Origin of the sequence: Paludibacterium yongneupense DSM 18731, from assembly GCF_000422925.1 — a bacterium.
GTDB classification, from domain to species: Bacteria; Pseudomonadota; Gammaproteobacteria; order Burkholderiales; family Chromobacteriaceae; genus Paludibacterium; species Paludibacterium yongneupense.
Genome location: NZ_AUGZ01000005.1, coordinates 62,924 through 87,554, shown reverse-complemented (window position 1 = coordinate 87,554; position 24,631 = coordinate 62,924). Strand labels below are relative to the sequence as shown.

Sequence of the window (24,631 nt, the reverse complement as noted above, 5' to 3'; positions counted from 1 at the left end):
CTGCCCTTTACACCGTGTCACACCGAATAGGGGAGTGCTCCGGCATATCCCATATCGCGAAGCAGGCCGGCGAACGAAGCCAGTACGCCGGGAGCAGTATAAAACCGGGGGGCGGCTGCCACTTTTATCACGCTGATGGGTACACCTGTGCTGTTGCCGGTTTTCGAGTCGAAATAGGGCGCCAGATCGTCGCTGGCGTTGGAAAAGCCCTGTCCAGTGCTCTCGCAATAATAGCAGATCGAGTCTGGCGCCAGCGCGTCCGGAGTCGTACTCTGGCTCGAATACAGGATCAGGCTTTCGTTGAGGTTGTACAGGTAGTGGGTTTCGCTGCTGGCTTGCGGGTCGGCGGTGTTGTCCAGACGGATGGTGCCCGTGTCCAGCGACGCTCCCGTCGTCGATTGCGTGATGGACGTGATATAGAAATTGGTCAGCAGGGGCACGGCATGGCGTCCGGTCAGCTCGACGATTTTGTCCGCCAGTGCCTGTGTCTGCGGCAAGCGGCTCATGAAGCGGCCTAGCTCGCGCGCCTGCCCGAGCGTTCCGGCCAGGTAATTTCCGGTCAAGGCATAATTGTTACCGGCATTCGATGGCCATAGCGCAATACCGGCGAAACTGCCAAAGGCGCTGACGACACCGCCGGCCAGCGTCTCGACGCGGGCGGCGCTGTCGGCGTTCAGTACCGCCGATTCGACGTCCCCTGCCGTGTCGGCATCGTTGGCGAGCGCGCAGGGACTGGGGTCCCAGTCCTGCCGCCCGGCATAGGTTGTCTGCGGCAGTTGCGGGACGGCGCGGCCCGCACCATCGCCGTCAACCACCCAGGCTATGGTGTTGTCGCTGCGGGCGGCGGCGATCAGCGGCACGATGGAGTTGATCGGGCCGATTTCAACCGGAATCACGCAGTCGAGGGCGGTGGCGGTTGCCTGTTCGAAACGATTGACGGTATTGGTGATCGAGTACGTGATATCGGCCAGCGTCATGCTCTGCGCCGCATCGGGAGATCCCATGACGGCCAGGACGGCGCAAGCGCTGGCGCCGTCGTAATCGCCTACCGGAACCGTGCCTTGCCAGCCGGTGGCGGCGAAGGCGTCGAGGATCTGCCGTGCATCGTGATAGCTGCCGCCCCCTCCGCTCGCGAGTACGGCCGCACCGGCTGCGACATGGTAAAAATCTTCAATCCCGTATCCGGATTCAGTCATGCGCTGCCTGTCCCCATATGCGTGCCGTTTTATTCGCCGCCCTGTACGGGGCATCGGATTATATAAAAGGCAGAATTCATAAATTTACGGTTCAGTTTAAACGTGTATACAAAAAATACTCAATTAAAATATTTTAATAATATTAAAGATGTGTAATAAGCGCGACAAAACAGGCTGCATGGCGAACGGCAGGGTAAATCGGGTATGGCCGTCGCTGGGGGCGGGGCGGAGCTCGAGATGCCGCAAGGCGGGTCGCCGCCATTCTTCATGCGGGCCTGGCCGGTGCCGTGTGCGGCGGCCGCGCCAGGCCCTTGGCCGGGAGAGCGTGAGCATCGGGTTGTGGTGTCGACGGCCCCAGGTTTGTCCGACCGTACGACGAATGGCAGGAAACTTGGGATAGATTATTCAGGGAGCACGACGGCGCCAACGCACGCCGTCTTCGCTTCCCCCGTGCCGCATCCGCACACGGGGTAACGGCAACCGCTTCTTTCTCAAGGACGCCAGTCATGAATAATCACGTCACCCCTTTTCTTCGTCCCCAGCCTGTGCGCAGTGCTCCGGAGCCCGAATTTCTCGCCCGCCGCATGCAGGGCTATTACCGCGACCGTGTCCAGAACACCTGGGATGGCGGCCACATCATGCGTGGTCGATGCCCGGGGGACGATGCCTTGCACCTCAGTAGTAATGATTACTTGTCGCTGGCCCGGCATCCCGAGATTTTGCGGGCGACGGCGGAGTGCTTGATGAACAACGGCAATGGACTGTTGATGTCGGGCATCTTCCTGCACGGGAGCAACCCGCTTCTCGATCTGGAGGCTCGCCTGGCAAACTTCATGCAAGCGCCGGCCGGCGTGCTCTGCCAATCGGGCTTTGCTGCCAATACCGGGCTGGTGCAGTCCATCGCCGACGAAAATACGCCCGTCTATATCGACATGATGGCGCATATGTCCTTGTGGGAAGGAATACGCAGTGCCGGCGCTCGCGCCGTGCCGTTTCACCACAACGATATCGGACACCTGGAGCGTCAGATACTGAAAAATGGCTGCGGCGTCGTTATGGTCGATTCCGTCTACAGTACGAACGGCAGTGTGTGCCCATTGCCGGATCTGGTCGCGACAGGCTCTCGCCACGGCTGCGTGCTGGTGGTCGACGAATCGCATTCGCTCGGTACGCATGGCCGGCAAGGCGAGGGCATGGTGGCGGAACTGGGATTGTGCGACAAGGTGCACTTTCGCACGGCGAGTCTGGCCAAGGCGTTTGCCGGTCGTGCCGGCTTCATTGCGTGTTCCGAGTCCTTCAGCGAATATTTCAAGTTCGAGTCCAACCCCGCTATTTTCAGTTCGACCCTGCTGCCGCACGAAGTCGCCGGGCTGGAGGCAACCCTGGCCGTGATCCGGCGCGAGCACTGGCGTCGCAGAGAGCTGCATGCCAAGTCGGCACACTTGCGCCGGGAGTTGGACGCGCTCGGGTATAACCTCAATGGCAGCCAGTCGCAGATCATCGCGCTGGAATCGGGAACCGAGCGCCAGACCATCGTGCTGCGGGATGCGTTGGAGGCGCGGGGGATATTCGGCTCAGTGTTCTGCGCTCCGGCCACCCCGAAAAACCGGGCGATGATCAGGTTGTCGATCAACTGCACCCTGTCCCCGGAAGAACTGGAGCGCATCATCGATGTGTGCGCGGATATCCGTGAAGACGTCGCCCTGTCTTCATGGGCTTCGACGCGGCGTAAAAATGCGCAGGATGCCGAAACCATGCCGCAGGTAGCTGTAGCCTAGTCGTCAGGCGTGTCGAGAGGGGGGCTGTTGTCCCCCCCCTTGTCCGTCCGCCCATCGCAGAAAGGCGTTATAGGAAAGAATATCTGTCAGCCGGGCTCCGGCCGGAGCCGGTACGACGGCGTAGTAATAGCATTCTTTGCCTTGCAGTCGCGTGGCGGGATAAAGGCAGGATTCCCAGTCGCCGCAGTCGGGCAGGTACTCGCCCTCCGGATTCGGAAAATAGGGTACGACGCTGTTGCTGCTCAGGCGATCGAGCAGCTCGATCGGCGCAGACTGATCGCAGGCAATTTCAAAATGGCTGCGCAGCCCTTCCTCCGTCTTGACGATGAGTAGCGTTGCCGCACCCTCCGCATCCAGCAGCAGAAAGCCGTCCGGCGTCGCGGTCAGATAAAACTCAATGATACCGAGGCGCTTGCAGAGGCGGTGGAATTCGTCCGCGAAGCACTCGTCGCGTAAAAACGGATGCGGCCCCAGGTACAGGGTTTCTGCCACCGTGCGGGCCATGCTCGCGAAATAGGCCTGCTGCAACTCGACGATGGAGCGGTTGAGCATGGGGATGACATCGGAATCCTGTTTCAAGAAAAAACGGTCGATCATGCCCTGATTGAACGCTTGTACGGCGATTTTTTCATCGGCTTTGCCGGTCAGAAGTATTTTCTTTACCCCGGGATCCTTGATGTTGCGACAGAATTCCAGTCCATCGATTTCAGGCATGTCGTAATCGACCACGACGACCGAAATCTGTTCGAATCGTCGCTGGTTATGTACCTCGCGCACGATATTGTCCAGATTCATGTCGAGGACCTGATGCGACATCGAGCTATCGTCGCTCTGATGCGAAGGGGAGAAAAAACGTTCGACCAGGGATTTACGATCCGGTTTACCGTTCAGTGCCAGCAAAGCATCGACGGGGGAGTCGAAGAGCCGGAACGCAAGTCTGCCGTCAAGCTGCAGGCTCAGGTTGACGAGAAAATCGTGACTGTCGTCGACGAAGGCCACCGTCGACGGAAAATAAAAAGGGAGAATCTCGTTTCTTAGCATCAATCTGTTATCGCAGGAAAGGTTAAGGTGAACTCACTGTATTTGCCCTGCATCGATCTGCACGTAATGTTGCCTCCAAGAGACTGCATGACGCTTCGGCAGTATGCTAGCCCAATTCCTGCGCCAGAGCCATCGTCGTGGCCATAGGACCAAGAATAAAACCGGGTGAATATATGCGGCAGCACATGGGCCGGAATACCTGGCCCGCTATCCATGAACAGAATTTTTCCCGTGCCGTTTTCGACTTCCGTGCGGATAATAATCGAGCCTTTTCCTGCCATGGCGATATGGCGCAAAGAGTTTTTTATCAGATTGAAAAACACATGCACCAGCAAAAGCTCATTGCCCTTGAACGAAAAGTCCTGGACCCTTTCCCACGTCACCAGCCTCCTTTCTTTTTCGGAGGAAAACGGATAGCGACTCAGCGCCAGCTCTATGCATTCGCTCACCGAGTAGGTGCCATGGGGGATGTTTTTGAAAGAAAAGGGTTTTGAATTCGCCAGCAACATATCGATGACAATGTTGGAGTAATTGACTTCTCCTTCAATGCGTTCCATCACGCTGCGCATCGCTTCGAGATGTATCTCGCGAATCGGTTCCACCGCTTGTCCCGCGTCCCTGGCCTGGCGGTAACCGGCCAAGAGGGCCGGCAGATGCTGTCTGACGCCGCTGGCGCCGGCCTTGATGCCCAGCAGCGGCGTACGGAGTTCGTGAGCGATCATGCTCGCCGTGCTCTGCATCGCGCGCAGACGTTCTTGCTTGACCACTTCGGAGCTGTAGTTGGCAACCGCGCCAAGAACAAGAACGAATAGATAGACTGGCAGGTAATCCAGATTCAAAAAAACCGAATCCACCGATGGCCCGCTCAGCCTGAAGGCCAGCCAGGCGCAGCCGACGCCGCCGATAAACTGGATAAATAGACTGATCCAGTCCATCAGCAAGACCATCAAGAAAACGGCGGTCAGTGCCGATAGCAGCCAGGGCACACTGCCATTGTTTTTCAGCAGCATGAATGTAAAAAAGAAGGGGAGAGCATAGAACGTCGCCAGGGACCAATACAACGGCAGATAGCGCCGCAGCCGCTCGGGCCAGTATTTGGTCAGCATCACCGGAACAAACAACGCACTGCCCAGCAGACGCAGCGGAAGGTTCTCGTAAGGCTGCGGAAACGCGTCATGCCAGATGAAGTAGTACAGGGGGAAGCCGATGACGGCAACCAGTCCGAACGGAAAGAATCGCGATTCGAAATATTGAACATTGCGCGACATGCCATCGAACATATGGCGGCACATGTTTTTGGGTATTTCAAGCATTGGGTCGATGTTCGATCATGGGGTCATGACGGGCCGCTGCGCGATGAGGCGGCGCCCGGTCGTTGAAAGTGCGCCGGGCATTGTCGCATGGTGTGTGCGTGCGTTGGCGCTCCTGAAAGCGTGCCCCCTGTCCGGGATGGGGGAGAACCGAACCGCGCCGGGCAAGGGGCGGAAAATGTCAGTTATTTACCATGGCCTCAGCCTGTTCGCGGGTGAAATATTTGCGGAATATCCGCAGCAAGGTGCCGTCGGCGCGCATAGCGTCCACCAGCATCCGCCATTGAGCCACTTGATCCGGGGCAATCGTTTTCTTCGACATGATGACTCCATGTGGCGTCGGCGTATCGTCCGTCTCGACGATATGCACCAGATGGCGGACCCGATACTGGTCGAGATCGGAAAAATCGAACGGTTCTATGATCAGGCCCTGAATCCGCCCCAAGGCCAGGTTTTTGTACAAGGCGTCATAGGTTTTTGTGTCGAGTACGCGGCTTCGGGCATTCAGCCTGTCGACCACGCGGTTGATGGCCGCGCTGTATCGGAAGCTCGGAATCACGCCCAGTTTGAGCGCAGGGTTGTTCTCGAAATCGGCCACGCTGTGCACATTGGCATCCTTGCGGACGATCAGGGTGAATTTGTCGGCGAAATACCAGGCGAAGCTCGCGTACTGATCGCGCTCGGCATCGGCGATGCCGGAGAGGCTAAAGTCGAGGGCTCCGGTTTCCAGCAATTTCCAGATGCGGGCGCGCGGCATCACGCTGACCGCGAAATGACAACCGCTGCGCCGTATCAACTCCTCCGCGACATCCGTGTCGATGCCGGTATGCGTGGTGTCGTCATAAAGCAGGCCATGCTCGTGCAATGCGAGGGTGAAGGTTCGTGGGCAGGCGGGGCCGGCAGCGTTTGCCGGGTGCTGTGCGAGAAGCCCGGATGCCAGTATGCCGCCGATAAGCGTTGCTTTTATTCGCATGATCCGTTTGAGGCCTTTCCTGCCTCCAGTTGGGGGGGCGACGTTCACGTTCTGTTTTTGGCGGTTGCGGTTGTGCCCCCGAATTATAAGGCAACGGGGCTGTTCGGGTATTGCCGCGCCGCCAGCATCGAGCGTCCGGACGGGTGCCTTGCTATTGTGATACCACAATCCTGCTCGGTCTTGCTTACAATGTAATGGGAAATTGAACATCATAACCGGATCGCCGCGCCGATTTGGGGCGACGGCTGTCGAGCGGGTTGGGGCTGAACACGGCCCTGGCAGCAATGGCTGGGGGAGCATTGATGACGGATGAGGCGGGTAGGGGCGGGCAAAGCCGGGATGAGGACGAGCCGGAATGGCTGATCAGCGAGGACGAGCCCACACAGGCCCTCGCGGGGGATATGCCCGCCTGGAAGATCCTGATCGTCGATGACGAACCCGATATCCATCATGCGACCCGCCTCGCGCTCAGGGATGTTTGCTACAAGAACCGTCCGCTGAGCTTCCGGAGCGCGTATTCGGCTGACGAAGGCTTTGCCTGCATGGCCGAGCATGCCGACACCGCGCTGATTCTGCTGGATGTCGTGATGGAGTCCGAAGATGCCGGCCTGTTGCTCGTGCGCCGTATTCGCGAGGAGCTGGATAATCACAGCACGCGCATCGTTCTGCGTACCGGGCAGCCCGGCCAGGCCCCTGAGCGTAGCGTCATCCTTGATTACGATATCAACGACTACAAAACCAAGACCGAGTTGACCGCGCAGCGCTTGTTTACCACCGTGATTGCATCCTTGCGCAGTTACGAAAGCATTCACGGATTTTTCGAGGAAGAACTCCGCCGCAGGCAGTCGGAGTCGCAACTGCGTCTGGTTTTGCAACAGGAAGAAGCCATTTATGCCGCCTCGCCGGTCGGCTTGCTTCGACTTGACGCCGAATGGCGCATCATCCGCGCCAACGCGATGGCGGAGCATATCTGGTCCGCGGAGCGGGAGGGCTTGCCTGGCATGCGGCTGGAGGAATTGATGGCATCCACTGGCGCATGGGCCGAGATGGCCGGGCAGCTGGAAGCCATGGCTCACTCGGGATGCCGCTTGCGTTGCGAGCTCGATTGCTCGAGCCGTTGCGGCCATCCTTTGTGGATACAGGTCGAGGGCGTGTTGCTATTTCCCGGCCGGCCGCAGGAAGGTTCCATTCTGGCTTGCCTGGACAGTACCGAGCGCAAGCTGGCCGAATTCGACCTGCTGCAGGCGCGCGACCTGGCCGAGGCGGCCAATCGTGCAAAGAGCCTGTTTCTGGCGACGATGAGCCATGAAATCCGCACCCCGATGAACGGGGTGATGGGAATGCTGGAGTTGCTGTCGCTGAGTGCTCTCGACGCCAGACAGAGCGACGTTGTCGCCACCATCCAGGAGTCGGCGCAGTCACTGCTGCGCCTGATCGACGATATTCTGGATTTTACCAAGATCGAAGCCGGCAAGCTGGAAATCGTGCAACGGCCCACGGCCATCTTGCCGCTGCTCAAGCAGGTGCGCGAACTGTTCGTTCAGGCCGCTGAGCAGAAGGGCTTGCAACTCGGCTTGCGCGTCGCGCCGCAGTTGGCGGCGGCGCACCGGATCGACCCGTTGCGGCTGAGCCAGATTTTGCGCAACTTCATCAGTAATGCGGTCAAATTCAGCAATGAAGGCGAAATTATCCTGGGAGTGAGCGTGCAACAGCAGGGCAGTACGGCACAAACGCTTCGTTTCGATGTCATCGACGAGGGCATCGGTATTTCCAAGGACAATCTCGCCCGTCTCTTCGAGCCGTTTACCCAGGCCGAGTCCGATACGACGCGCCGTTTCGGCGGCACGGGGCTGGGTCTTGCCATCAGTCGTCGCCTTGCCGGATTGATGGGGGGGCGGGTGGAACTGGAAAGCGATCCCGGGGTTGGAACACGGGCTTCTTTGACTCTTGTCGCGGATATCGCGCTCGACGGCGATACGGTGGATGCGCTGCCGCCGGTTCTTGCCGAGACGGATAGCGCACGGATGGCGCAGCGCAAACAGCAGCCGGTGCTGTTTGCCGAAGACAATGCGACCAACCGCAAATTGGCCGCTTTGCAACTGGCAAAACTCGGCTATCCGGTCGATCTGGCCGTGGACGGGAAACAGGCTTTCGAGAAATGGCTGAGCGGGAAGTATTGTCTGTTGCTGACGGATTGTCATATGCCCGACGTTGACGGCTACCAGCTTGCGCGGATGGTGCGCGGGCACGAGGCCACACATCCCGAGCGCGGTCGGATTCCCATTGTTGCCTGTACGGCGAATGCCGGTGCCGAGGAAAGGGAAAAGACCCTCCTGGCCGGAATGGATGATTTCCTGACCAAGCCGCTGGCGATCACGACTCTGGCCGCCATGCTGGACAAGTGGTTGAGCGAACCGCACGTAGCCGGTTGCGCCGGTGATCCGGCTGCCGAAGCCGAAGCCGAAGCCATTTCCGGACACGTGAACGCCGCCCCCGAATCGCCGGTCGACCGCTCCATGCTCGAGGTGTACAGCAACGGGGACCTGTCCATCGAATACGCGATATTGTGCGACTTTCAGCAGGCGAACCGGGACGACGTGGATGTCTTGCGCCATGCGCTGGAGAGCCTCGACTCCGCAAAAATCACGTGGGCCGCGCACAGGATCAAGGGTGCTAGCCGCATGGTGGGGGCGGTTGCGCTCGGCGCTTCGGCCGAGGCGATCGAGATGGCGGCCAAATCCGGCCATCCGGACAAATCGAAAGGCTTGTTACCCGTGTTCGAAGAGCAGCTCGCGCATTTCGATCGCTGGCTGGAGCAGCAGGCAGCAGCCGGATGAGCACCGCAGCGCCCCGATTTTCATGCCGATGTGTCGATTCGGGTGCCGATCAGGGTGGGAACGCTTGATGCCGTTCCTGCCGCGTCTTGCTGCACCTGCCGATAGGGCGGGGAGGCGGTCCGTGTTTGCATGATGTTCTGCAGCAGGGTTTTTGCCTGTTCGATATTGCCGGTTTGCAGAGCCCTGCCCAGGTCATCGAGAGCCGGGCTGTTGATCCCCATGGCTTCGAATTTTATGTCGGCATAGGCCTGTCGTGCCGCTTCCTCGTTACCTGCATGCAGGGCAACGATAAGGACGTTCAGGCTGAGTTCGCCCTGCGCCCATACTGTCGATCCTGCCTGATCTGCCCCGGGACCCGGGGGGTGACGGCATAGTCCACGGTACGCTCCCTTCTGCCTCTGGTATCTGCCATGCGGGGTGGCGTCCCACTGCTCTCGCTCGCGATGGCGGGACTCCGGGGTAATGTTAGGGGGCAGCGACTTACCCTATCCTTACCGCGCAGAAACCCCTGCGCGGATGTCGCCTGTTCCGGGCGGGTATTCCAGGGACTGTGCCCTGCTTTCAGGGATGGAGTTCGTACAGAATCGCATTGAAACGGAGAGGTAAATCAAGTCGGGCCGTTATTTAACCCTGCATGTATTCTGGTTGACGTTTTTGCTTGTTATGATTGCAATCATGTTCCCGCTGCTTGCCTGGGAATCGCCGGTATTTTAAAAAGACGTCGCGGAGGGTGCTGTGTCGGAGCTGCTTAAAAGAATAGATGCCCGTACCAAGCTTGCCGGTACCAATAAACTTGAAGTGCTGTTGTTTTCGCTGGGCAAGGATCAAAGAACGGGGCGCGAGGAAATTTTCGGCATCAATGTATTCAAGGTGCGCGAAGTGATGCGTACTCCCGAAATTACGGCCGCTCCGGAGATGCCGTCTTCAGTCGAAGGCATGGTCAGTCTGCGCGGCACTCTCGTGCCGGTAATCGATCTGGCCAAGTATACCGGCATCGTGACCGACGGCCGCCCCGACATCATGATCGTGACCGAGTACAACCGTCATACTCAGGGCTTCCTGGTGCAGTCGGTCGACACCATATTGCGGCTGGACTGGTCCGCGATGCGAATGCCGCCCGATATGATAACCAACCGCATGGGAGGTCTGGTGACGGCGGTGACCGAGGTGAAGCCCAATACGCTGGCGATGATGATAGACGTCGAAAAAATCCTGGCCGAAACATCGCCGATGGACGATGCGTATTTGTTCGCCAATCTGGCGCCGACCAAAGAACACCGGATGGTGTATTTTGCCGACGACTCCATCGTCGCACGCAAGCAGATCGAGCGCACGCTGGACGCGATGAATATCAAATATGCCCAAGCCATCAACGGCATGAACGCCTGGGAAGATCTGCAGCAAATGGCCGCCCAGGCCGAGATGAATGGCCGCAAACTCGTCGACACGCTGCAACTGGTTTTGACCGACGTCGAAATGCCGGAAATGGATGGCTATATGCTGACCAAGCACATCAAGTCGGATGCGCGCTTTGCCGGTATCCCGGTACTCATGCACTCGTCCTTGTCCGGCGACTCCAATCAGCGGCATGGCGAGGCGATGGGCGTGGATGCCTACGTTCCGAAGTTCGATCCGCAGAAACTCTCGATGAAGCTGTGTGAAATGCTGAAAATCGAGGACGTTCAACGCCACTGAAAGCCCCCGGTGCGTCCTCCCGCCGCACCTTGGTGCGGCGGGAGGCGTGGCTACGCATCCTTCGGGCTAGTCCAGCGGACGGTCACCGGTCTCGTCGAACAGACTGACCGCCAGCAGTGAAATCAATACCGAACCGATCATATACCAGGCCGGCGCCATCTTGTTTCCGGTGATATGCAACAGCCATCCTGCGACCAATTGCGACGTCCCGCCGAATACGGATACCGCAATGGCGTAGGCGCTGGCCATATAGCCGGCGCGGATCGACTTGGGAAAGCTCTCCGGCATCAAGGCGTAGGCCGGCGCCGAACCCATGGTGTAGAACAGCATCAGCACGACCATGACCGCCATGACCGCCGGCAGGGACGGAAACTGATTCATGACCCAGAATGCCGGGTACAGCAATAGCAACAGCATGCTGCGTCCGATGATGGCCAGCGGTTTGCGCTTTTTCAGCCGGTCAGACCAGGCCCCATAAACCGGGCACATCACCAGCGAAATGATACTGGCGGCGATGGCGACCAGAATGGACAGCTTGGGCGACAGCCCTAGCTGCTGGATGCTATAGATTGGCATGTAGTACATCATGATATAGCTGGAAACCGTCATGCCCATGATGGAGAACACGGTTAGCAGCCAGTTGCGCAGATGCCTGAGTTGCAAAGCCGGCTTGTTCGCGACGCTGGGTTGAACCGGTTCATCGACAATGTGGCGGCGCAGATAAATACCCACCGGAACGATCAAGGTGCCAAGCAGGAAGGGGACGCGCCAGCCCCAGGCCGCCAGGTCGTCGGCCGACAGACAGAACGACAGGATCGCGGCAACGCTCGAGCCGAGCAGTGCGGCCGCTCCCTGACTCGCCAATTGCCAGCTTGCACGGAAGCCGCGGCTGCTATCGGCACCGGTTTCCAACAGGGTGGCGGTGGCGGCGCCAAATTCGCCGCCCTGGGCAAAGCCCTGTACCAGCCGCGCCAGAATGATGGTGATCGGAGCGGCCAGCCCAATGCTGTGGTAGGTCGGCGCAAGACCTATCATGGCGGCACCCGCGGCCATCAGCATGATGGTCAGCGTCAGCGCGGCGCGGCGACCGTGTCGGTCGGCGTAATGCCCGAGCACGAAGCCGCCGAGGGGGCGCGCGACAAAGCCGATGGCAAAGGCGGAAAAAGCCAGCAACATCGATACGACGGCGTCTTTGGACGGGAAAAACAACTTGCTGATTGCCAGCGCAAAATAGCTATATACCGTGAAATCGTAAAATTCCAGCAGATTGCCGAAAACGGCGGCGACAATGATTTTGCGCTGAGAGACCCCTTTTGCTTGCATGTAATACTCCTGATGAATATGAAGGCGTCAGCGAGCCAGATAACGCTCGACCAGGCGGGTCCAGTAAGCGGCTCCGATCGCCAGGTTGGCATCGTTGAAGTCATAAGCCGCGTTGTGCAGCATCGCACTGTCGCCGTTGCCCATGCGCACGAAGCACCCGGGCCGCTGTTGAAGGAAATAGGCGAAATCTTCGCTGCCGGCAATGGCCGGGAACGGGGCCACCACATGCTCGGCGCCGACCAGTTCTTCGGCCACCTGGCGCGCAAACTCGGTTTCGTCCGCGTCGTTCACCAATACCGGGTAGCCGGGTACATAGTCGATCTCGACGCGGGCATCGAAGCTCTCGGCATGACGCGTGGCCAGTGCACGGATCCGGGTTTCCAGCATGCGCCGCACGTCGGGGGCGAATGAGCGTACGCTCAGTTCGAGGCGGGCGGATTCGGGGATGACATTGGCGGCATGGCCGGCATGAAAGGCGCCGACGGTGAGCACCACCGCTTCGGTCGGGTCGGTATTGCGTGAAATCAGGGTCTGCAAGGCCATGACCAGGCTGCTGGCCACCACGATGGGGTCGACGGCCAGATGCGGGCGCGCGGCATGCCCGCCCTTGCCGTATATCGTCAGCGTGACCGTATCGCAGGCGGCCATGAACGGGCCGGGGCGGAACATGAAGGTTCCCGATGGATAGCCGGGGTGGTTGTGCAGACCGAAAATGGCATCGCAAGGAAAGCGTTCGAACAAGCCGTCGGCGATCATGCGTTCGGCGCCGCTATTGAAGCCTGTTTCTTCGGCCGGCTGGAATATCAGGTTGACCGTTCCGGAGAAGCGCCGGGTGCGGGCCAGCTGCCAGGCTGCCCCGAGCAATACCGCCGTGTGGCCATCGTGGCCGCACGCGTGCATGCAGCCGTCGCGCTGGCTGCTGTAGGGCAGACCGGTGAGTTCTTGAATCGGCAGGGCATCCATGTCGGCACGGATCCCGACCCGACGCGCGCCATTGCCATGTTTCAAGGTGCCGACCACGCCATAGCCGCCGATGCCGCGGCTGACCTGGTAACCCCATTCGCGCAACTTGTCGGCCACCAGCTCGGCCGTTTCCTGCTCCTGGTTCGACAGCTCGGGGTAGCGGTGCAAGCTGTGACGAATCAGGGCCAACCCGTCGGCGAGATCGGAAACATCTTCAAGTGAACAGAAATTTCTTTGATTATTCATGGGGCTAGCCCTTGGATAGTGGTAACGATTTCGAGTCTATCATTCGGCAAATAGACCTTTACATGACGTATACGCACGGTTTTAATTGCTTATAAGTCAACAGTGGGGAGCTGGCATGCGCTTGAAAAACGCACCGGACGAGGTGGACGAAAGGCAGATCCGCTACCTGTACGAAGTGGCCTGCCATGGCGGTATTCGCGCTGCCGCAGACAAGCTGGGAATCAATGCCTCCGTCATCAGTCGCCAGATCGCGCAGATGGAGCGTGAGCTGGCCATGCCGCTGATAGAGCGGCGCGGGCGCGGGGTTGCCCTGACCGAAATCGGCGAGCATCTGGTCGGCTTCTATCGCGACCGTCAGAAACGGCAACAGGAACTGGCCGTCCAGTTGCAGGCGTTTCGCCAGCTCAAGCGCGGACACCTGGCCATCGGCGTCGGGGAGGGCTTTCTCGACCGGTTGATGGGCAAGGCGCTGACGGCTTTCGGCGCGCGCTATCCCGATATCGTGCTGGAGTTGAAATGCGGTTCGACCGCCGACATCACCGCCATGGTGCGCGACGACATCGTGGATATGGGGCTGTGTACCGGGGTCAACGAATTCGATCCGGTACTCAAGGTCAAGTCATTCCGCGGCTCGCCGTTTTGCGCGGTCGTCAGCCAGGATCATCCACTGGCGGGCCGCCACAGCGTGACCATCGCCGAACTCGCTCAGCAGCGTCTGATTTTCATGCCGGATCATTTTGGCGCACAGCGTTACTTGAATACCCTTGCTCATGCCGAGCGGGTGCATCTGGCGGCCTCGTATCGCTGTAATCTGTTTTCGGCGGCACGCTCCATTGCGGCTTCGGGGCTCGGGGTCGCATTCATGTCGTCGGATGCTTCGCGTCCGTTATCGTCCACCCATCTGTTGTGCGCGGTGCCAATCGATCATCCGATGGCGACCGGTTTGCCGAATCAGCTGCTCTGTCGCGTCGGACGACGCTTGTCGCCGGCCGCATCCTACCTGTGGCAGCAGCTTGGGCAGACCCTCGCGCACCCGCTATGATCGCGGCCCGGGCGATGTGCGCTTGTTCCGTATCGGGCGCGGATCGACCGTGCTTGCAACAAAGTGAATCCGGGCGGAAAAGATCGTGTACAGTATACCGTTAGACCTGTCTGGTGGCCGGACCGGCTGAAAACAGGGAGTTTTCGGCTATCATTTCCGATGCCGACACGAACGAGGATGATCAGGGTTTAAAATGGATTTGCACGTCATATTGAATAAAATGTTCGTTCTGATGATTCTGGTTTTTTCCGGCTATGTCTGCGCCAGGAAGAATCTGGTCAACAAAGACGGCATCAGTCAGATTTCACGCCTGATCATCTATCTGTTCAATCCGGCCTTGATCATTCTCGGCCCCCTGAAAAGCGGGGGCGGGACCTCGCTGCTCGCTTTTTTTCATGTGCTATTGGTCGCGGTTCTGACCTATGCCGCCCTGATTGCGGTATCCCGGCTCTATACCGCCCTGGCGGGGGCGAAGCGGGATGCTCCGGTCTATTCCCTGATGTTCGTCTTCTCCAATATCGGTTTCATCGGCATCCCAGTGGTCGAGTCCGTGTTCGGACCGCTGATGGTTTCTTATGTCGCCATTTTCATCGTGATATATAACCTGCTGATTTACACCTATGGCGTCAATGTGATCCAGGGCGGAAAGGAGGGGCTGAGGGGGCTCCTGCGCTGGGCTGTGGTCCGCAAGATGTTCAACCCCGGCACATTTTCCTGCCTGCTTGCCATTGTGCTGCTGCTGTCCAATATCCGGATATCTCCGGTCGTGCTGAGTTCGACCGAGTATTTCGGCTCCTGCGCGGTGGCCCTGGCCATGATGCTGATCGGTATGTCGCTCGGAACGTTGAGGATCGCCTCGCTGCTGAGCGATGTGAAACTATGGATTTTTTGCTTTTTCAAGATGATTGCTTTCCCGCTATTGGCACTGTGGGTCTTTGATTCTCTGGGCTGGGAATCGCCCTTGCCGAAACTGGTGGTGCTGCTGCTCGCAATGCCGATCGGAAACATGCCTTCGCTACTGGCCATCGAGTACGGCGGTAACGACGCTCTCTGCTCGCGCGGCGTCGCCATCACGACTCTGATCTCGGTCGTGACCCTTCCCCTGATCGCCAGCCTTTCCTGAGGCGAGTCGATCGGAACGAGGGGACGGGTCTATCCTCAACTGTTGTTTGAACCACGCTGCGATGGCCTGATCGCGCTGCGCGCCGAAATTGTGCAGCATGTGTTTGCCGCCAGGGAAGACGAGCAGGCGGTGCGGCTTGTTCAATGCGGTAAGTTCGGCATCCAGCCTCTGGACCCCGGTCAGCGCGACCCTGTCGTCCTTGTCGCCATGCAGGATAAGCAGGGGAATGCCGATTTTCTCCGGCCAGTCGAGCGCGGAGCGCAGACGGTAGGCTTCCGGTCTTTGCTCCGGCGTTCCGCCCAGCATGCCGCTGATTTGTGTGCGTACCCGCAGCCCGGTTTGTTCGTATGTCCGAGCGAGGTCGGTCGGGCCGCTGACCACCGCGGCCGCTTGCAAGGGGGCACCGCGGCGGATGGCGACATAGGTGTCTATCGCGCCGCGCGAAAAGCCGAGCATGCCGACCCTGTCGGCATCGGCCATTGCCAGGCGTCTCGCGATCGGGAGCAGATTCACGACATCGTTGACGTCTGCGCCGCCGAATTCGTCGTGCCCCTCGCTGCCCGCGCTGCCGCGGTAGTCGGTGGCCAATACCACGAAGGGTCCGCTCGCGGCGAGTCGGGTCAGGTAGTCGAGCAAGGGCAGGCCGGGCCTGCCGGGATCGTCGCTTCCGCCATGCGCGAACAGGATGACGGCGGCCCGGCCCGCGATTTCCCTGGGGATGACCAGATAGCCCTGTATGGCCAGCCCGTCGCTGCGATAGCGCAGTCGGTAGCGGTCCACACCGGCAACGGCATCCAGGCGGGTGATGCCGGTCACATCGCCATCGCCGCGGCTTGCCGGCATCGGGGTGATGGGCAGGGGGCGCGGGCGAGTGCCGGTCGTCATGGCGAGCGACGGTAGCGGCAGGGCCGCACTGGCGGCCAGCACCAAGCAGGCCGCCAGTGCGGCCCTGCGCATTATTCCTGTCATGGGGGACTCTTTGCGTTCTGGCGGCAATCCACCGGCCCCTCGGGAGCAGGCCGACGGTGTGAATATAACGTCAGAATGGCTGCTTGTCCGTCATCCTGGCAAGGAGCCCGTCAATTTTTCCATTGCGTCAGCATCAAATCGAGGTTTTGTACCGCCGCGCCGGAGGCTCCCTTGCCGAGATTGTCGAATACCGCCGACAGAAGAAATTGTCCATGTTCCTCATTGATGAATACGCCCAGTTGCAAGTCGTTGCTGCCGTTGAGTGCCTGCGGGTCGAGACGGGTCATGGCCCGTGCCTCGTTCTGCGCGATGACATGGACGCTGTCCGCTGCGGCATAGTAGTGCGTGAGGGCGGCATGCAACTGTGCGCCGTCCAGGGTGGCTCCCGGCTGTTCCCGATCCAGAGGGATCGTCAATACGATGCCCTGACGGAAAGAACCATAGGCCGGGACGAATAGCGGGCGCCGCGAGAGTCCTGCATGCAAGCGGATTTCCGGCGTGTGCTTGTGCGCGAGGCCCAGGCCATAGACCTGGAAGGCACAGGCCTGGCCGGCATCCTTGCCTTCGTGCTCCTCTACGCCGCTGCGCCCGCGTCCGGAGTAACCGGATACCGCATGAATGCAAAGCCGGATGTCGTGCGGCAGCAGCCCGGCCTGGAGAAGCGGGTGGAGCAACGCTATCGCTCCGGTGGGATAGCAGCCGGGATTGCTGACCCGGCGTGCGCCGGCGATGCGTTCGGCCTGTCGCGGATTCAGCTCGGCAAAGCCATAGACCCAGTCCGGCTGCGTGCGGTGGGCAGAGCTCGCGTCTATCACTCTGACCGCCGGGTTGGCGATGGCAGCCACGGCTTCGCGTGCCGCCTCATCGGGCAGGCACAAAATGGCGATGTCGCACGTGTTGATGGCTTGTGCCCGGCGGCGCGGGTCCTTGCGCTCGGCAGCCGGCAAGGTGAGCAGGCGCAAATCGCGGCGAGCTTGCAGCCGGGCGTGGATTTGCAATCCGGTAGTGCCTTGATCGCCATCGATGAAAACGAGGGGGGAGGTCATGCTTACGGCTCCTTCCGAGCTTGCTGCGGTGAGAGAACTGGCCTCCAGCTTGCCGGTATGGGTAGAATATGAAAAGTTTAGTTTCGTGACCATTACGTTCAGAATTTCTGAATCAGGAAGCCTTATGCGCGAAATCAGCCTGGATCGATTGCGTACGCTGGTCGCCATCGCCGACCACGGTTCCTTTGCCGCTGCGGCACGCGATTTGCACCTGGCGCCGCCGACCGTCAGTCTGCACATCGCAGAGCTGGAAAACCGCATCGGGGCTGCGCTGCTGTCGCGCAAACGCGGACAGGTGCACGCTACGGCCATAGGCGAAACCCTGATCGAGCGCGCGCGCCACCTGCTGGATGAGGCCGGACAGGCGCTGGAGGATGTTCGACGACAGGTGCAGGGCCTGGCCGGGCGGGTACGTATCGGCGCCTCGACCGGGGCGATCGCGCATCTGTTGCCGCAAGCCCTGGAAGTCCTCGGGCAGCGCCATCCGGCCATCGATGTCCAGGTCGCGGTACTCACGTCACAGGAAACGCTCGCGCGCCTCGCGGCGGGAACGCTGGATGTCGGGTTGGTCGCGCTGCCGCAGCCTGCGCTGGCCGGTCTAACCATCGTGCCGTGGCGGCGCGACCCGGTACTTGCCTTCCTTCCCGCGCACTGGCAGTGTCCGGCACAGGTCACGCCGCAATGGCTTGCCGCGCAAGCGCTGATTCTCAACGATGGCAGCACCCGGCTCACGCAACTGACCTCGCGCTGGTTTGCCGCCGCCGATCAGCATCCGTTGCCGCGCATCCAGCTGAACTACAATGATGCGATCAAGAGTCTGGTGGCCGCCGGTTACGGTGCGACCTTGCTGCCGCACGAGGCGTCCGCCCCGCTGAACGACGAGCGAATCGCGGTTCGCCCCTTGCAACCCGCGCTCTGGCGCGAACTCGGCATCGCTTGCCGCGCGGAGAATATCGGGCGCCCGACGCAGTGGGTGCTCGATGTCTTGTCCGGTTTGAGTCTGCCTTAGCGGTCTCGCGCAAACCGATCGCCAACCGGGAGGCACGATGAACGGTGTGGGAAGGCCAGCTCGCGACGGAGCTCCGATATGGCCATGAGCCTTGTGCAGGCATGGGTTTTGCCTCACCCGCTGTTGCGCAAACATATCGATCGCTACTGGATTTCATCCGGCCCGGCGGGGATGGCCTTGCCGTCCCTGTTTCCGGGAACGGGGGTCGAAGTGTTTTTTCACCTCGGCCGTCCCTTCGTGGTGTCGCCCGTAAACGGCGGTGCACAGGATGCCCCGTCTGCCCATCTGGGCTACCTGCGCTCCCGTCCGCTGACAGTGCGGGCCGACTCGGATTTTTCTTTTCTGTCGGTACGGGTTCGTTCCGGCGGCCTGCGGCATCTGTGCCCTGTGCTGCCCGCTTGCGGAATCGACTATCCCCTGTCCGTCGAAGACGTCTGGGGGCGCAACGCCGCCGATATCGGCTACCGCTTGATGGCCGCGCCGACGCTGAATGAGCAGGCCGCCTTGCTCGATACCTGGCTGCTCGCCTGTCTGGAGCGTTTCGCTCGTCACGACCCCGTGATCGATCATGCGGTCGAACGCTTGTATTACGATCATGCCGCGATTCGCATCGAAGAGGTGAGCGCCGCGCTGGGACTCGGGCGTCGGCAGTTAGAACGCCTTTTCAAGAGTGCAATCGGTTGCAGCCCCAAAGCGTTTCAGCGAACCGCCCGCTTTCAGCACACCCTGCGCGAGCTGACGCTGAGCGGAGGCTGCCGCTATCTGGACGTGGCGCTCGCTCACGGGTTCTACGACCAGGCGCACTTCATCCGCGAGTTCGAGTCCTTCGTCGGCGAGAGCCCCTCCCGCTTTTTTGCCTCGCAGCGCATGGCGTCGCATTTTTACAATGCGAGCCTCAGGCGTTGCACCTAAGCTATCCGTGCGTTCCGCCGTGCCGCACGCACGGTGCACGCCGTCGCCACACCAGGCGGCGGCCTTTGCCATCACGATAGGAGGATTCGATGTTTGTCGTTTTGCTGACGTATACCCGGAGTCTTGACCAGGTGGATGAACAATTGAGCGCGCATCGCGCTTTTCTCGAACGTCAGTATCAGGCCGGTGTCTTCATTGCATCCGGTCCGCAGATTCCGCGTGCCGGCGGCGTCATCCTGGCGCGAGGCCTGTCGCGCGAGGATCTTCAGACCCTGCTGGCGCAGGATCCGTTTGCATTGCACGGACTCGCCAGTTATTCCATCGTCGAATTTCAGGCGCGTGCCGTCGCACCGGAAATGTCCGCTTATATCGAAAACTGAGTCGCGTTTGCCTCGGGGGGCGCCCGGCGCCCGTCGTATCCCCCCCGCGCATTCCCCTGCCCGGATCGGGGCGCTCGTCAGATGATGCGCCCCCTCATTCTGCTGTGCCTGTCCCTTCATCCTGCTGTGCCTGTTTCTCTATTGCGGGCTCATCCCCCGGCTTGCGGACTGCTTTTTATCGGCGGGCTAAGTCTGGGCTAAGTTGTCTGCCGCATCCTGTGCCACGTGGCGGTGACTGAGAGGCGGTGCCGACTCTGCCGACACAGGAGTGCCGAGCTGTCTCTGCCCTGCGTCGCCAGGCGGCGGCAGACTTGAGGCCGTATTGAATGAAACGAAGGAGTAGGCAAATGAGTACAGGAGCCGTTGTTCTGAAACGCCGCTTTATCATCGCATCCTGCGTGTTCGGTCTGGGCATGGCCGCGCTAAGCCCCACTGTGCTGGGGAACGAGGTCAAGCAGGTGATGAAAGACATGAGGCGTGAGTACAATGCGGCCATGGCCAGCACCACGATCGCCGAGTTCGGGAAAAACATGGCGAGCTTGCATGCGAGCGTGGGCAGCGCGAGCCATATCAATTTCAGCAGCGACCCCGCCACTTACCAGCAGGGGATGCAGGAGCTCGAGCAGGGGCTTGCCCGTGTTGATCTCGCGCTAAAGGCGAATGATCTGGCTGCGGCCAAAAACGCATTGCGCCAGATGAATTCGACCAAGAAACATTACCACGACCTTCTCAACTAGTCTTCATGCAACGATTTTTCTGCTCAGGGGTGACAACAATGGAAAATGCGGCCAGGCAAAAGTACCCGCTGTCGGTGTCTCTTCTCCACTGGCTGGTGGCCGGCTTGATGATCTCGACGCTGATCGTGGGCTGGTTGCTGGATGACAACGAAGGTCTGATGGCACTGCATCGCTCGCTCGGCATTGCCGTTCTGCTGGCGGTGCTGCTGCGCATCGTCAACCGGCTTCGCACACGCAAGGTGCTGCCGCCGTCGGTCAATCCGGCCGGGTCGCTCAAGCAGCGGGCGGAACAGGCTGTCCATGGCCTGCTGTATCTGTGCATGCTGGGTGTTCCGCTGCTGGGTTGGCTGAAAACGAATGCGGCCGGCCAGAGCGCCAGTTTCTTTGGCTTGTTCGACCTTCCCGTCCTGCTGAGCCACAACCGCGGGCTGTCGCACCTGCTCGGGGGCGCGCATTCGCTCGCTGCCACGCTTTTCGTGGTATTGCTGGGCATGCACCTTGTCGGCGGCCTCGCGCATTGGGCGCAGCACAGGGAAAATGTTCTGAAGCGCATCACGCCCTAAGTCGTTCGTTCTAGTTTCTTTGCTTATGCAATGATATGATCGTTTTGTCATGCGGAAGGAATCGTCTGGCGGGCGGCGAGTGCGCGATGTCAAAGGCACCGCAGCCCGGGCGGCGCTGAAGTGTGTGCCGTGCGGGAGCAGGGGATTGATACAATAAAAAATATGACGTTAGTATTTTGGGATAGCTGTCTACGAATAGTGTCGGTCGGCAGGTAGCTGCGATCGATGATTCCGTGCAATTTCACCTGTGGCGAGCCCAGTCGCGCGTTCGTCGCAGGAAGGGGTATATCCATGAGTTATGCAACAACCAATCCTTATACCGGCGAGCACGTCAAGTCGTTTCCTGATGCAACGGACCAGGAAGTGGCGGCCGCAATCGCCAGTGCCGATGCCGCTTTTCAGCAGTGGAGAGAAACTTCGTTTGCCGAACGCGCCCGCGTCATGCAAAACGCTGCCGATATCCTGCGCCAGAACAAGCTTGAGTATGCCAAGAAGCTGACGCTGGAAATGGGGAAGCTGATCGGCGAAGCCGAGGCCGAGGTGGAGCTGTCGGCGCAAATCTTCGAATACTACGCGCGCAATGCGGAGCGTCTGCTCGAGCCCGAGACGCTGCCGGTCGCGGATGCCGGCATCGGCAATGCTCGCGTCGTGCACGAACCGCTGGGCGTGCTGCTTGCCATCGAGCCCTGGAACTTCCCGTATTATCAGATCGCGCGCATCATCGCGCCGCAGCTTTCGGCCGGGAATACGATATTGCTCAAGCACGCGTCGAATGTCCCGCAGAGCGCCGCGACCTTCGACGGTCTGATGCGCGACGCCGGCTTGCCTGCCGGCGGCTTCAAAAATCTGTATGCCACGCGTGCACAGATCGAGCAGATTCTCGGCGACCCGCGCGTACACGGCGTGGCGCTGACGGGTTCCGAGGGCGCGGGCGCGCTGGTCGCGCAGCAGGCGGCCAAGGCCTTGAAGAAATCCACGCTGGAGCTCGGCGGTGCCGATGCTTTCGTGGTGCTGGCCGACGCCGAGCTTGAAAAAACGGTCAAATGGGCGGTGTTTGGTCGTCATTGGAATGGCGGCCAGGTGTGCGTGTCTTCCAAGCGCATGATCATTGTCGATGCCGTCTATGACGAATTTCTCAAGCGCTACGTCGACGGTGTGGCCGCCCTGCGCGCGGGGGATCCCCTCGATCCGGCCACGACCCTGGCGCCCTTGTCGTCGCAGGAAGCGGCGGATGAAGTCAAGGTGAAAATCCGGCTGGCGGTCGAGCATGGGGCGACGGCGCTTGAAGTCGGCCCGCGGGTGCCGGTTCGTGGCGCCTTCGTGCAGCCCACCATTCTCACCGATGTTACGCCGGAAAATCCGGCCTACCATTGGGAGTTCTTCGGACCGGTATCCATGCTGTTCCGTGCCGCAGACGAAAACGAGGCCGTACGCATCGCCAATGATTCGCCATTCGGACTCGGCGGCTCGGTGTTTACTGCCGACGAACGGCATGGTGCGCAAGTGGCGGCCAGGATCTCCACCGGGATGGTGTATGTGAACCACCCGACGATGGTCAAGGCTGACCTGCCGTTCGGCGGAGTTCGCCGTTCCGGTTACGGGCGCGAACTGATCGGGCTCGGGATCAAGGAGTTCGTCAACCACAAGCTTATCGCCGTGGTCGACATCGACGCCCCGTTCTGACTATCCGCGTCCTGTCGGACATAACGGCGGGAAGCGGTCACCGGGCCGGGTGCGGTACGCCGCCCGCCCGGTGCCGGTTGTGGCGTCGCGGCATGCCGCGACGCCCTTCTTGCGCCAGGATCACACACCGGCGCTTTACGCTGCCATGCGGCACAAACCGACAGACCTTATGTTCTCGATTATCATACTGGCCGTCCTTGCCGGCGTCCTGCACCTGTTCCTGCATCTGCCCGTCGTCCTCGCCCTCATCGTGGCCGCCGTACTCTGGCTCGTGTGGAAACTCAAATACGTCATTCTGGCATTCATCGGGGTCGAATGGCTGCTTGACCGCGACAGGTGACGGCGGCCGTGGACATGGCGACCGCGATCGATGCGGTTTCCGGGTCTTGACGACGTTGCTTCGGGCATGGCCTACAGGAAAGAGCCGGGGTTCAGATTCCATTTCTTCGGCGATTCGTGGCGAACGATTCTGTCGCCTCCCCCCGAGCCCATCCCGTGGGCGAGGTCGATGACTTCCGGACGGATATGGGTATTGCTCTTGCTGCTGAAAAACACCCTGACCTTGGGTGAGATCAGGTCGCTGTCGTTCTGTTCGACCACCACGCCCAGCCTGCCGCTTTCCAGCCTCACCAACGTACCGACCGGATAGATGCCGATGTAGCGCATGAAGACGTGCACCAGCGCCGGGTCGAAGTAGAAGCGGGACCATTCGAGAATCTTGCGCAAGGCATCGGTGGGTGCAATCGCCTGGTGATAACAGCGATCGGAGGTCAGGGCGTCGTAGACGTCGACAATAGCCGCCATCTGCCCCAGTGGCGAGATTTCGCCGCCTTTCAGGCCCAACGGGTAGCCGCTGCCGTCATGGCGCTCGTGATGCTGGGCCGCCACATCCACCGCCGTTGCGGAAATGCCTTCGGTCGCCTCCAGAATGCGCCGGCTTTCCACGACATGGCATTTCATCAGCGAGAACTCCATCGTGCTGAGTTTGCCCGGCTTGTTGAGGATATCGTCCGGAATCATCATCTTGCCGATATCGTGCAGCATGCCGCCGATGCCCGCCTGATGCATCGCTTCCCGCTCCATGCCCTGTGCGTGACAAAAGCTGACCATCAGCGCGCCGACGCTGACCGAGTGCAAGAAGGTGTAATTGTCCTTGTTCTTGATGCGGCATAGCGAGAGCAGGGCACCGCTGTTGCGCAAGATGGAGTCGGTGAGATGCTCGATCGAAGGGTGGATTTTTTCCAGCTTCACCTGCCGCCCCATGCGGACGTCCTGCAAAATGCCGTGCACGACCAGCCTGGCCTCGCTGTGAATGCGCCGTGCATGCACCATCTCGCCGCTGATTTCCACCTTGCGTTCCAGAGGGGGATGCGCGCGCGCGAAGTCGATGATTTCGCTGTCCTGCTTTCTACTGATCTCATGCATCGTCGGCGCATGAGGTTCATCCAGACCTTTCCTGGTATCGATATAGACTTCTTGTATTCCCGCCGCGACGATTAGCCCAATTGTTTTTTCAGCCCGCAACAAAAAACGCGTCCACAAAAAGGGATGCGCCATCCAGCCGCAATTCAGATCGTGAATGTACATGCCCGGTCTGAGGTCGGAAACGTTGATGCACTTAATCATTGTCAGGATTTGTCGAAAGTGGAATGGCTTTGATTAAGCCCTGCTTTTATGGTCTTCGCCAAAGTGCCGTGCAAGCCGTTAATGATTGTTTTGGATATGGAAAATGATAATCACATCCGAAATTATGAATGGCAATGCCATATTTGCAGGCGCGTGCGGGTGCCCCGGTAATATCTGCG

General features: G+C 60.1%; 22 protein-coding genes. 12 read left to right on the top strand and 10 right to left on the bottom strand.

Going from position 1 to position 24,631, the window contains the following annotated elements; translation table 11 throughout:
* Positions 1-17: 17 nt before the first annotated feature.
* Complete coding sequence (locus tag G520_RS0102655; protein ID WP_028534321.1) at positions 18-1,196, bottom strand: S-methyl thiohydantoin desulfurase domain-containing protein; 1,179 nt, start codon at positions 1,194-1,196, stop codon at positions 18-20.
* A 506-nt stretch (positions 1,197-1,702) separates the two neighbouring features.
* Between G520_RS0102655 and cqsA the strand changes: the two genes are divergently transcribed.
* Positions 1,703-2,974: an alpha-hydroxyketone-type quorum-sensing autoinducer synthase gene (gene cqsA / locus G520_RS0102650; protein WP_036665131.1), complete on the top strand. Its 1,272-nt coding sequence runs from the start codon at positions 1,703-1,705 to the stop codon at positions 2,972-2,974.
* A gap of 3 nt (positions 2,975-2,977) precedes the next feature.
* On the opposite strand, the gene G520_RS21215 is transcribed toward cqsA, so the two are convergent.
* From G520_RS21215 to G520_RS0102635, 3 genes are all read right to left on the bottom strand, one after another.
* Positions 2,978-4,015 (bottom strand): response regulator, encoded by a 1,038-nt coding sequence (locus tag G520_RS21215; RefSeq protein WP_051228878.1) that lies wholly within the window; start codon positions 4,013-4,015, stop codon positions 2,978-2,980.
* A complete protein-coding gene (locus tag G520_RS0102640) occupies positions 4,015-5,328 on the bottom strand; it encodes a sensor histidine kinase (protein ID WP_036665129.1) in 1,314 nt (437 codons plus the stop codon). The genes G520_RS21215 and G520_RS0102640 overlap by 1 nt, the downstream gene beginning before the upstream one ends.
* Positions 5,329-5,506: 178 nt before the next feature.
* Positions 5,507-6,511, bottom strand: a complete 1,005-nt coding sequence (locus tag G520_RS0102635) for a substrate-binding periplasmic protein (RefSeq protein ID WP_211222741.1) — start codon at positions 6,509-6,511, stop codon at positions 5,507-5,509.
* A gap of 89 nt (positions 6,512-6,600) precedes the next feature.
* Between G520_RS0102635 and G520_RS21210 the strand changes: the two genes are divergently transcribed.
* A complete protein-coding gene (locus G520_RS21210; protein WP_051228876.1) occupies positions 6,601-9,135 on the top strand; it encodes a hybrid sensor histidine kinase/response regulator in 2,535 nt (844 codons plus the stop codon).
* Positions 9,136-9,155: 20 nt separating this feature from the next.
* Here G520_RS21210 and G520_RS0102625 read toward each other — a convergent pair whose 3' ends face one another.
* Positions 9,156-9,356, bottom strand: coding sequence for a hypothetical protein (locus G520_RS0102625; RefSeq protein WP_028534317.1), 201 nt, complete (start codon positions 9,354-9,356; stop codon positions 9,156-9,158).
* A 514-nt stretch (positions 9,357-9,870) separates the two neighbouring features.
* Between G520_RS0102625 and G520_RS0102620 the strand changes: the two genes are divergently transcribed.
* Positions 9,871-10,830 carry a chemotaxis protein gene (locus tag G520_RS0102620; RefSeq protein WP_028534316.1) on the top strand — a complete coding sequence of 320 codons (960 nt, stop codon included), beginning with the start codon at positions 9,871-9,873 and terminating at the stop codon, positions 10,828-10,830.
* Between the two features lie 66 nt (positions 10,831-10,896).
* Here G520_RS0102620 and G520_RS0102615 read toward each other — a convergent pair whose 3' ends face one another.
* The gene (locus G520_RS0102615; protein ID WP_028534315.1) at positions 10,897-12,153 is read right to left on the bottom strand and encodes an MFS transporter; all 1,257 of its coding nucleotides are present in this window, start codon (positions 12,151-12,153) and stop codon (positions 10,897-10,899) included.
* A 27-nt stretch (positions 12,154-12,180) separates the two neighbouring features.
* Positions 12,181-13,362: a M20 aminoacylase family protein gene (locus G520_RS0102610; RefSeq protein ID WP_028534314.1), complete on the bottom strand. Its 1,182-nt coding sequence runs from the start codon at positions 13,360-13,362 to the stop codon at positions 12,181-12,183.
* Between the two features lie 115 nt (positions 13,363-13,477).
* On the opposite strand from G520_RS0102610, the gene G520_RS0102605 reads away from it, so the two are divergent.
* Complete coding sequence (locus tag G520_RS0102605; protein ID WP_028534313.1) at positions 13,478-14,404, top strand: LysR family transcriptional regulator; 927 nt, start codon at positions 13,478-13,480, stop codon at positions 14,402-14,404.
* Positions 14,405-14,624: 220 nt separating this feature from the next.
* A complete protein-coding gene (locus tag G520_RS0102600; RefSeq protein ID WP_211222740.1) occupies positions 14,625-15,527 on the top strand; it encodes an AEC family transporter in 903 nt (300 codons plus the stop codon).
* On the opposite strand, the gene G520_RS0102595 is transcribed toward G520_RS0102600, so the two are convergent.
* Positions 15,420-16,496, bottom strand: coding sequence for an alpha/beta hydrolase family protein (locus G520_RS0102595; protein ID WP_084637423.1), 1,077 nt, complete (start codon positions 16,494-16,496; stop codon positions 15,420-15,422). The two genes, G520_RS0102600 and G520_RS0102595, sit on opposite strands and share 108 nt — an antisense overlap.
* Positions 16,497-16,606: 110 nt before the next feature.
* On the bottom strand, positions 16,607-17,542 hold the full coding sequence (gene argC, locus G520_RS0102590) for an N-acetyl-gamma-glutamyl-phosphate reductase (protein WP_028534310.1): 936 nt from the start codon (positions 17,540-17,542) through the stop codon (positions 16,607-16,609).
* Positions 17,543-17,666: 124 nt separating this feature from the next.
* Between argC and G520_RS0102585 the strand changes: the two genes are divergently transcribed.
* The 7 genes from G520_RS0102585 to G520_RS0102555 all read left to right on the top strand — a co-directional run bounded on the left by G520_RS0102585 (position 17,667) and on the right by G520_RS0102555 (position 23,166).
* Complete coding sequence (locus tag G520_RS0102585) at positions 17,667-18,551, top strand: LysR family transcriptional regulator (RefSeq protein ID WP_028534309.1); 885 nt, start codon at positions 17,667-17,669, stop codon at positions 18,549-18,551.
* Positions 18,552-18,629: 78 nt separating this feature from the next.
* Complete coding sequence (locus G520_RS23815) at positions 18,630-19,463, top strand: AraC family transcriptional regulator (protein WP_028534308.1); 834 nt, start codon at positions 18,630-18,632, stop codon at positions 19,461-19,463.
* Positions 19,464-19,552: 89 nt separating this feature from the next.
* Positions 19,553-19,843 carry a YciI family protein gene (locus tag G520_RS0102575; RefSeq protein ID WP_028534307.1) on the top strand — a complete coding sequence of 97 codons (291 nt, stop codon included), beginning with the start codon at positions 19,553-19,555 and terminating at the stop codon, positions 19,841-19,843.
* 347 nt (positions 19,844-20,190) lie between these two features.
* A complete protein-coding gene (locus tag G520_RS0102570) occupies positions 20,191-20,580 on the top strand; it encodes a cytochrome b562 (protein ID WP_028534306.1) in 390 nt (129 codons plus the stop codon).
* A gap of 74 nt (positions 20,581-20,654) precedes the next feature.
* On the top strand, positions 20,655-21,143 hold the full coding sequence (locus G520_RS0102565) for a cytochrome b (protein WP_248620847.1): 489 nt from the start codon (positions 20,655-20,657) through the stop codon (positions 21,141-21,143).
* 291 nt (positions 21,144-21,434) lie between these two features.
* Positions 21,435-22,826, top strand: coding sequence for an NAD-dependent succinate-semialdehyde dehydrogenase (locus G520_RS0102560; RefSeq protein ID WP_028534304.1), 1,392 nt, complete (start codon positions 21,435-21,437; stop codon positions 22,824-22,826).
* Between the two features lie 169 nt (positions 22,827-22,995).
* Positions 22,996-23,166, top strand: coding sequence for a hypothetical protein (locus G520_RS0102555; RefSeq protein WP_156876844.1), 171 nt, complete (start codon positions 22,996-22,998; stop codon positions 23,164-23,166).
* A 71-nt stretch (positions 23,167-23,237) separates the two neighbouring features.
* Here the strand turns inward: G520_RS0102555 and G520_RS0102550 are convergent, their stop codons facing one another.
* Complete coding sequence (locus G520_RS0102550) at positions 23,238-24,452, bottom strand: HD-GYP domain-containing protein (protein ID WP_028534302.1); 1,215 nt, start codon at positions 24,450-24,452, stop codon at positions 23,238-23,240.
* Positions 24,453-24,631 lie beyond the last annotated feature (179 nt).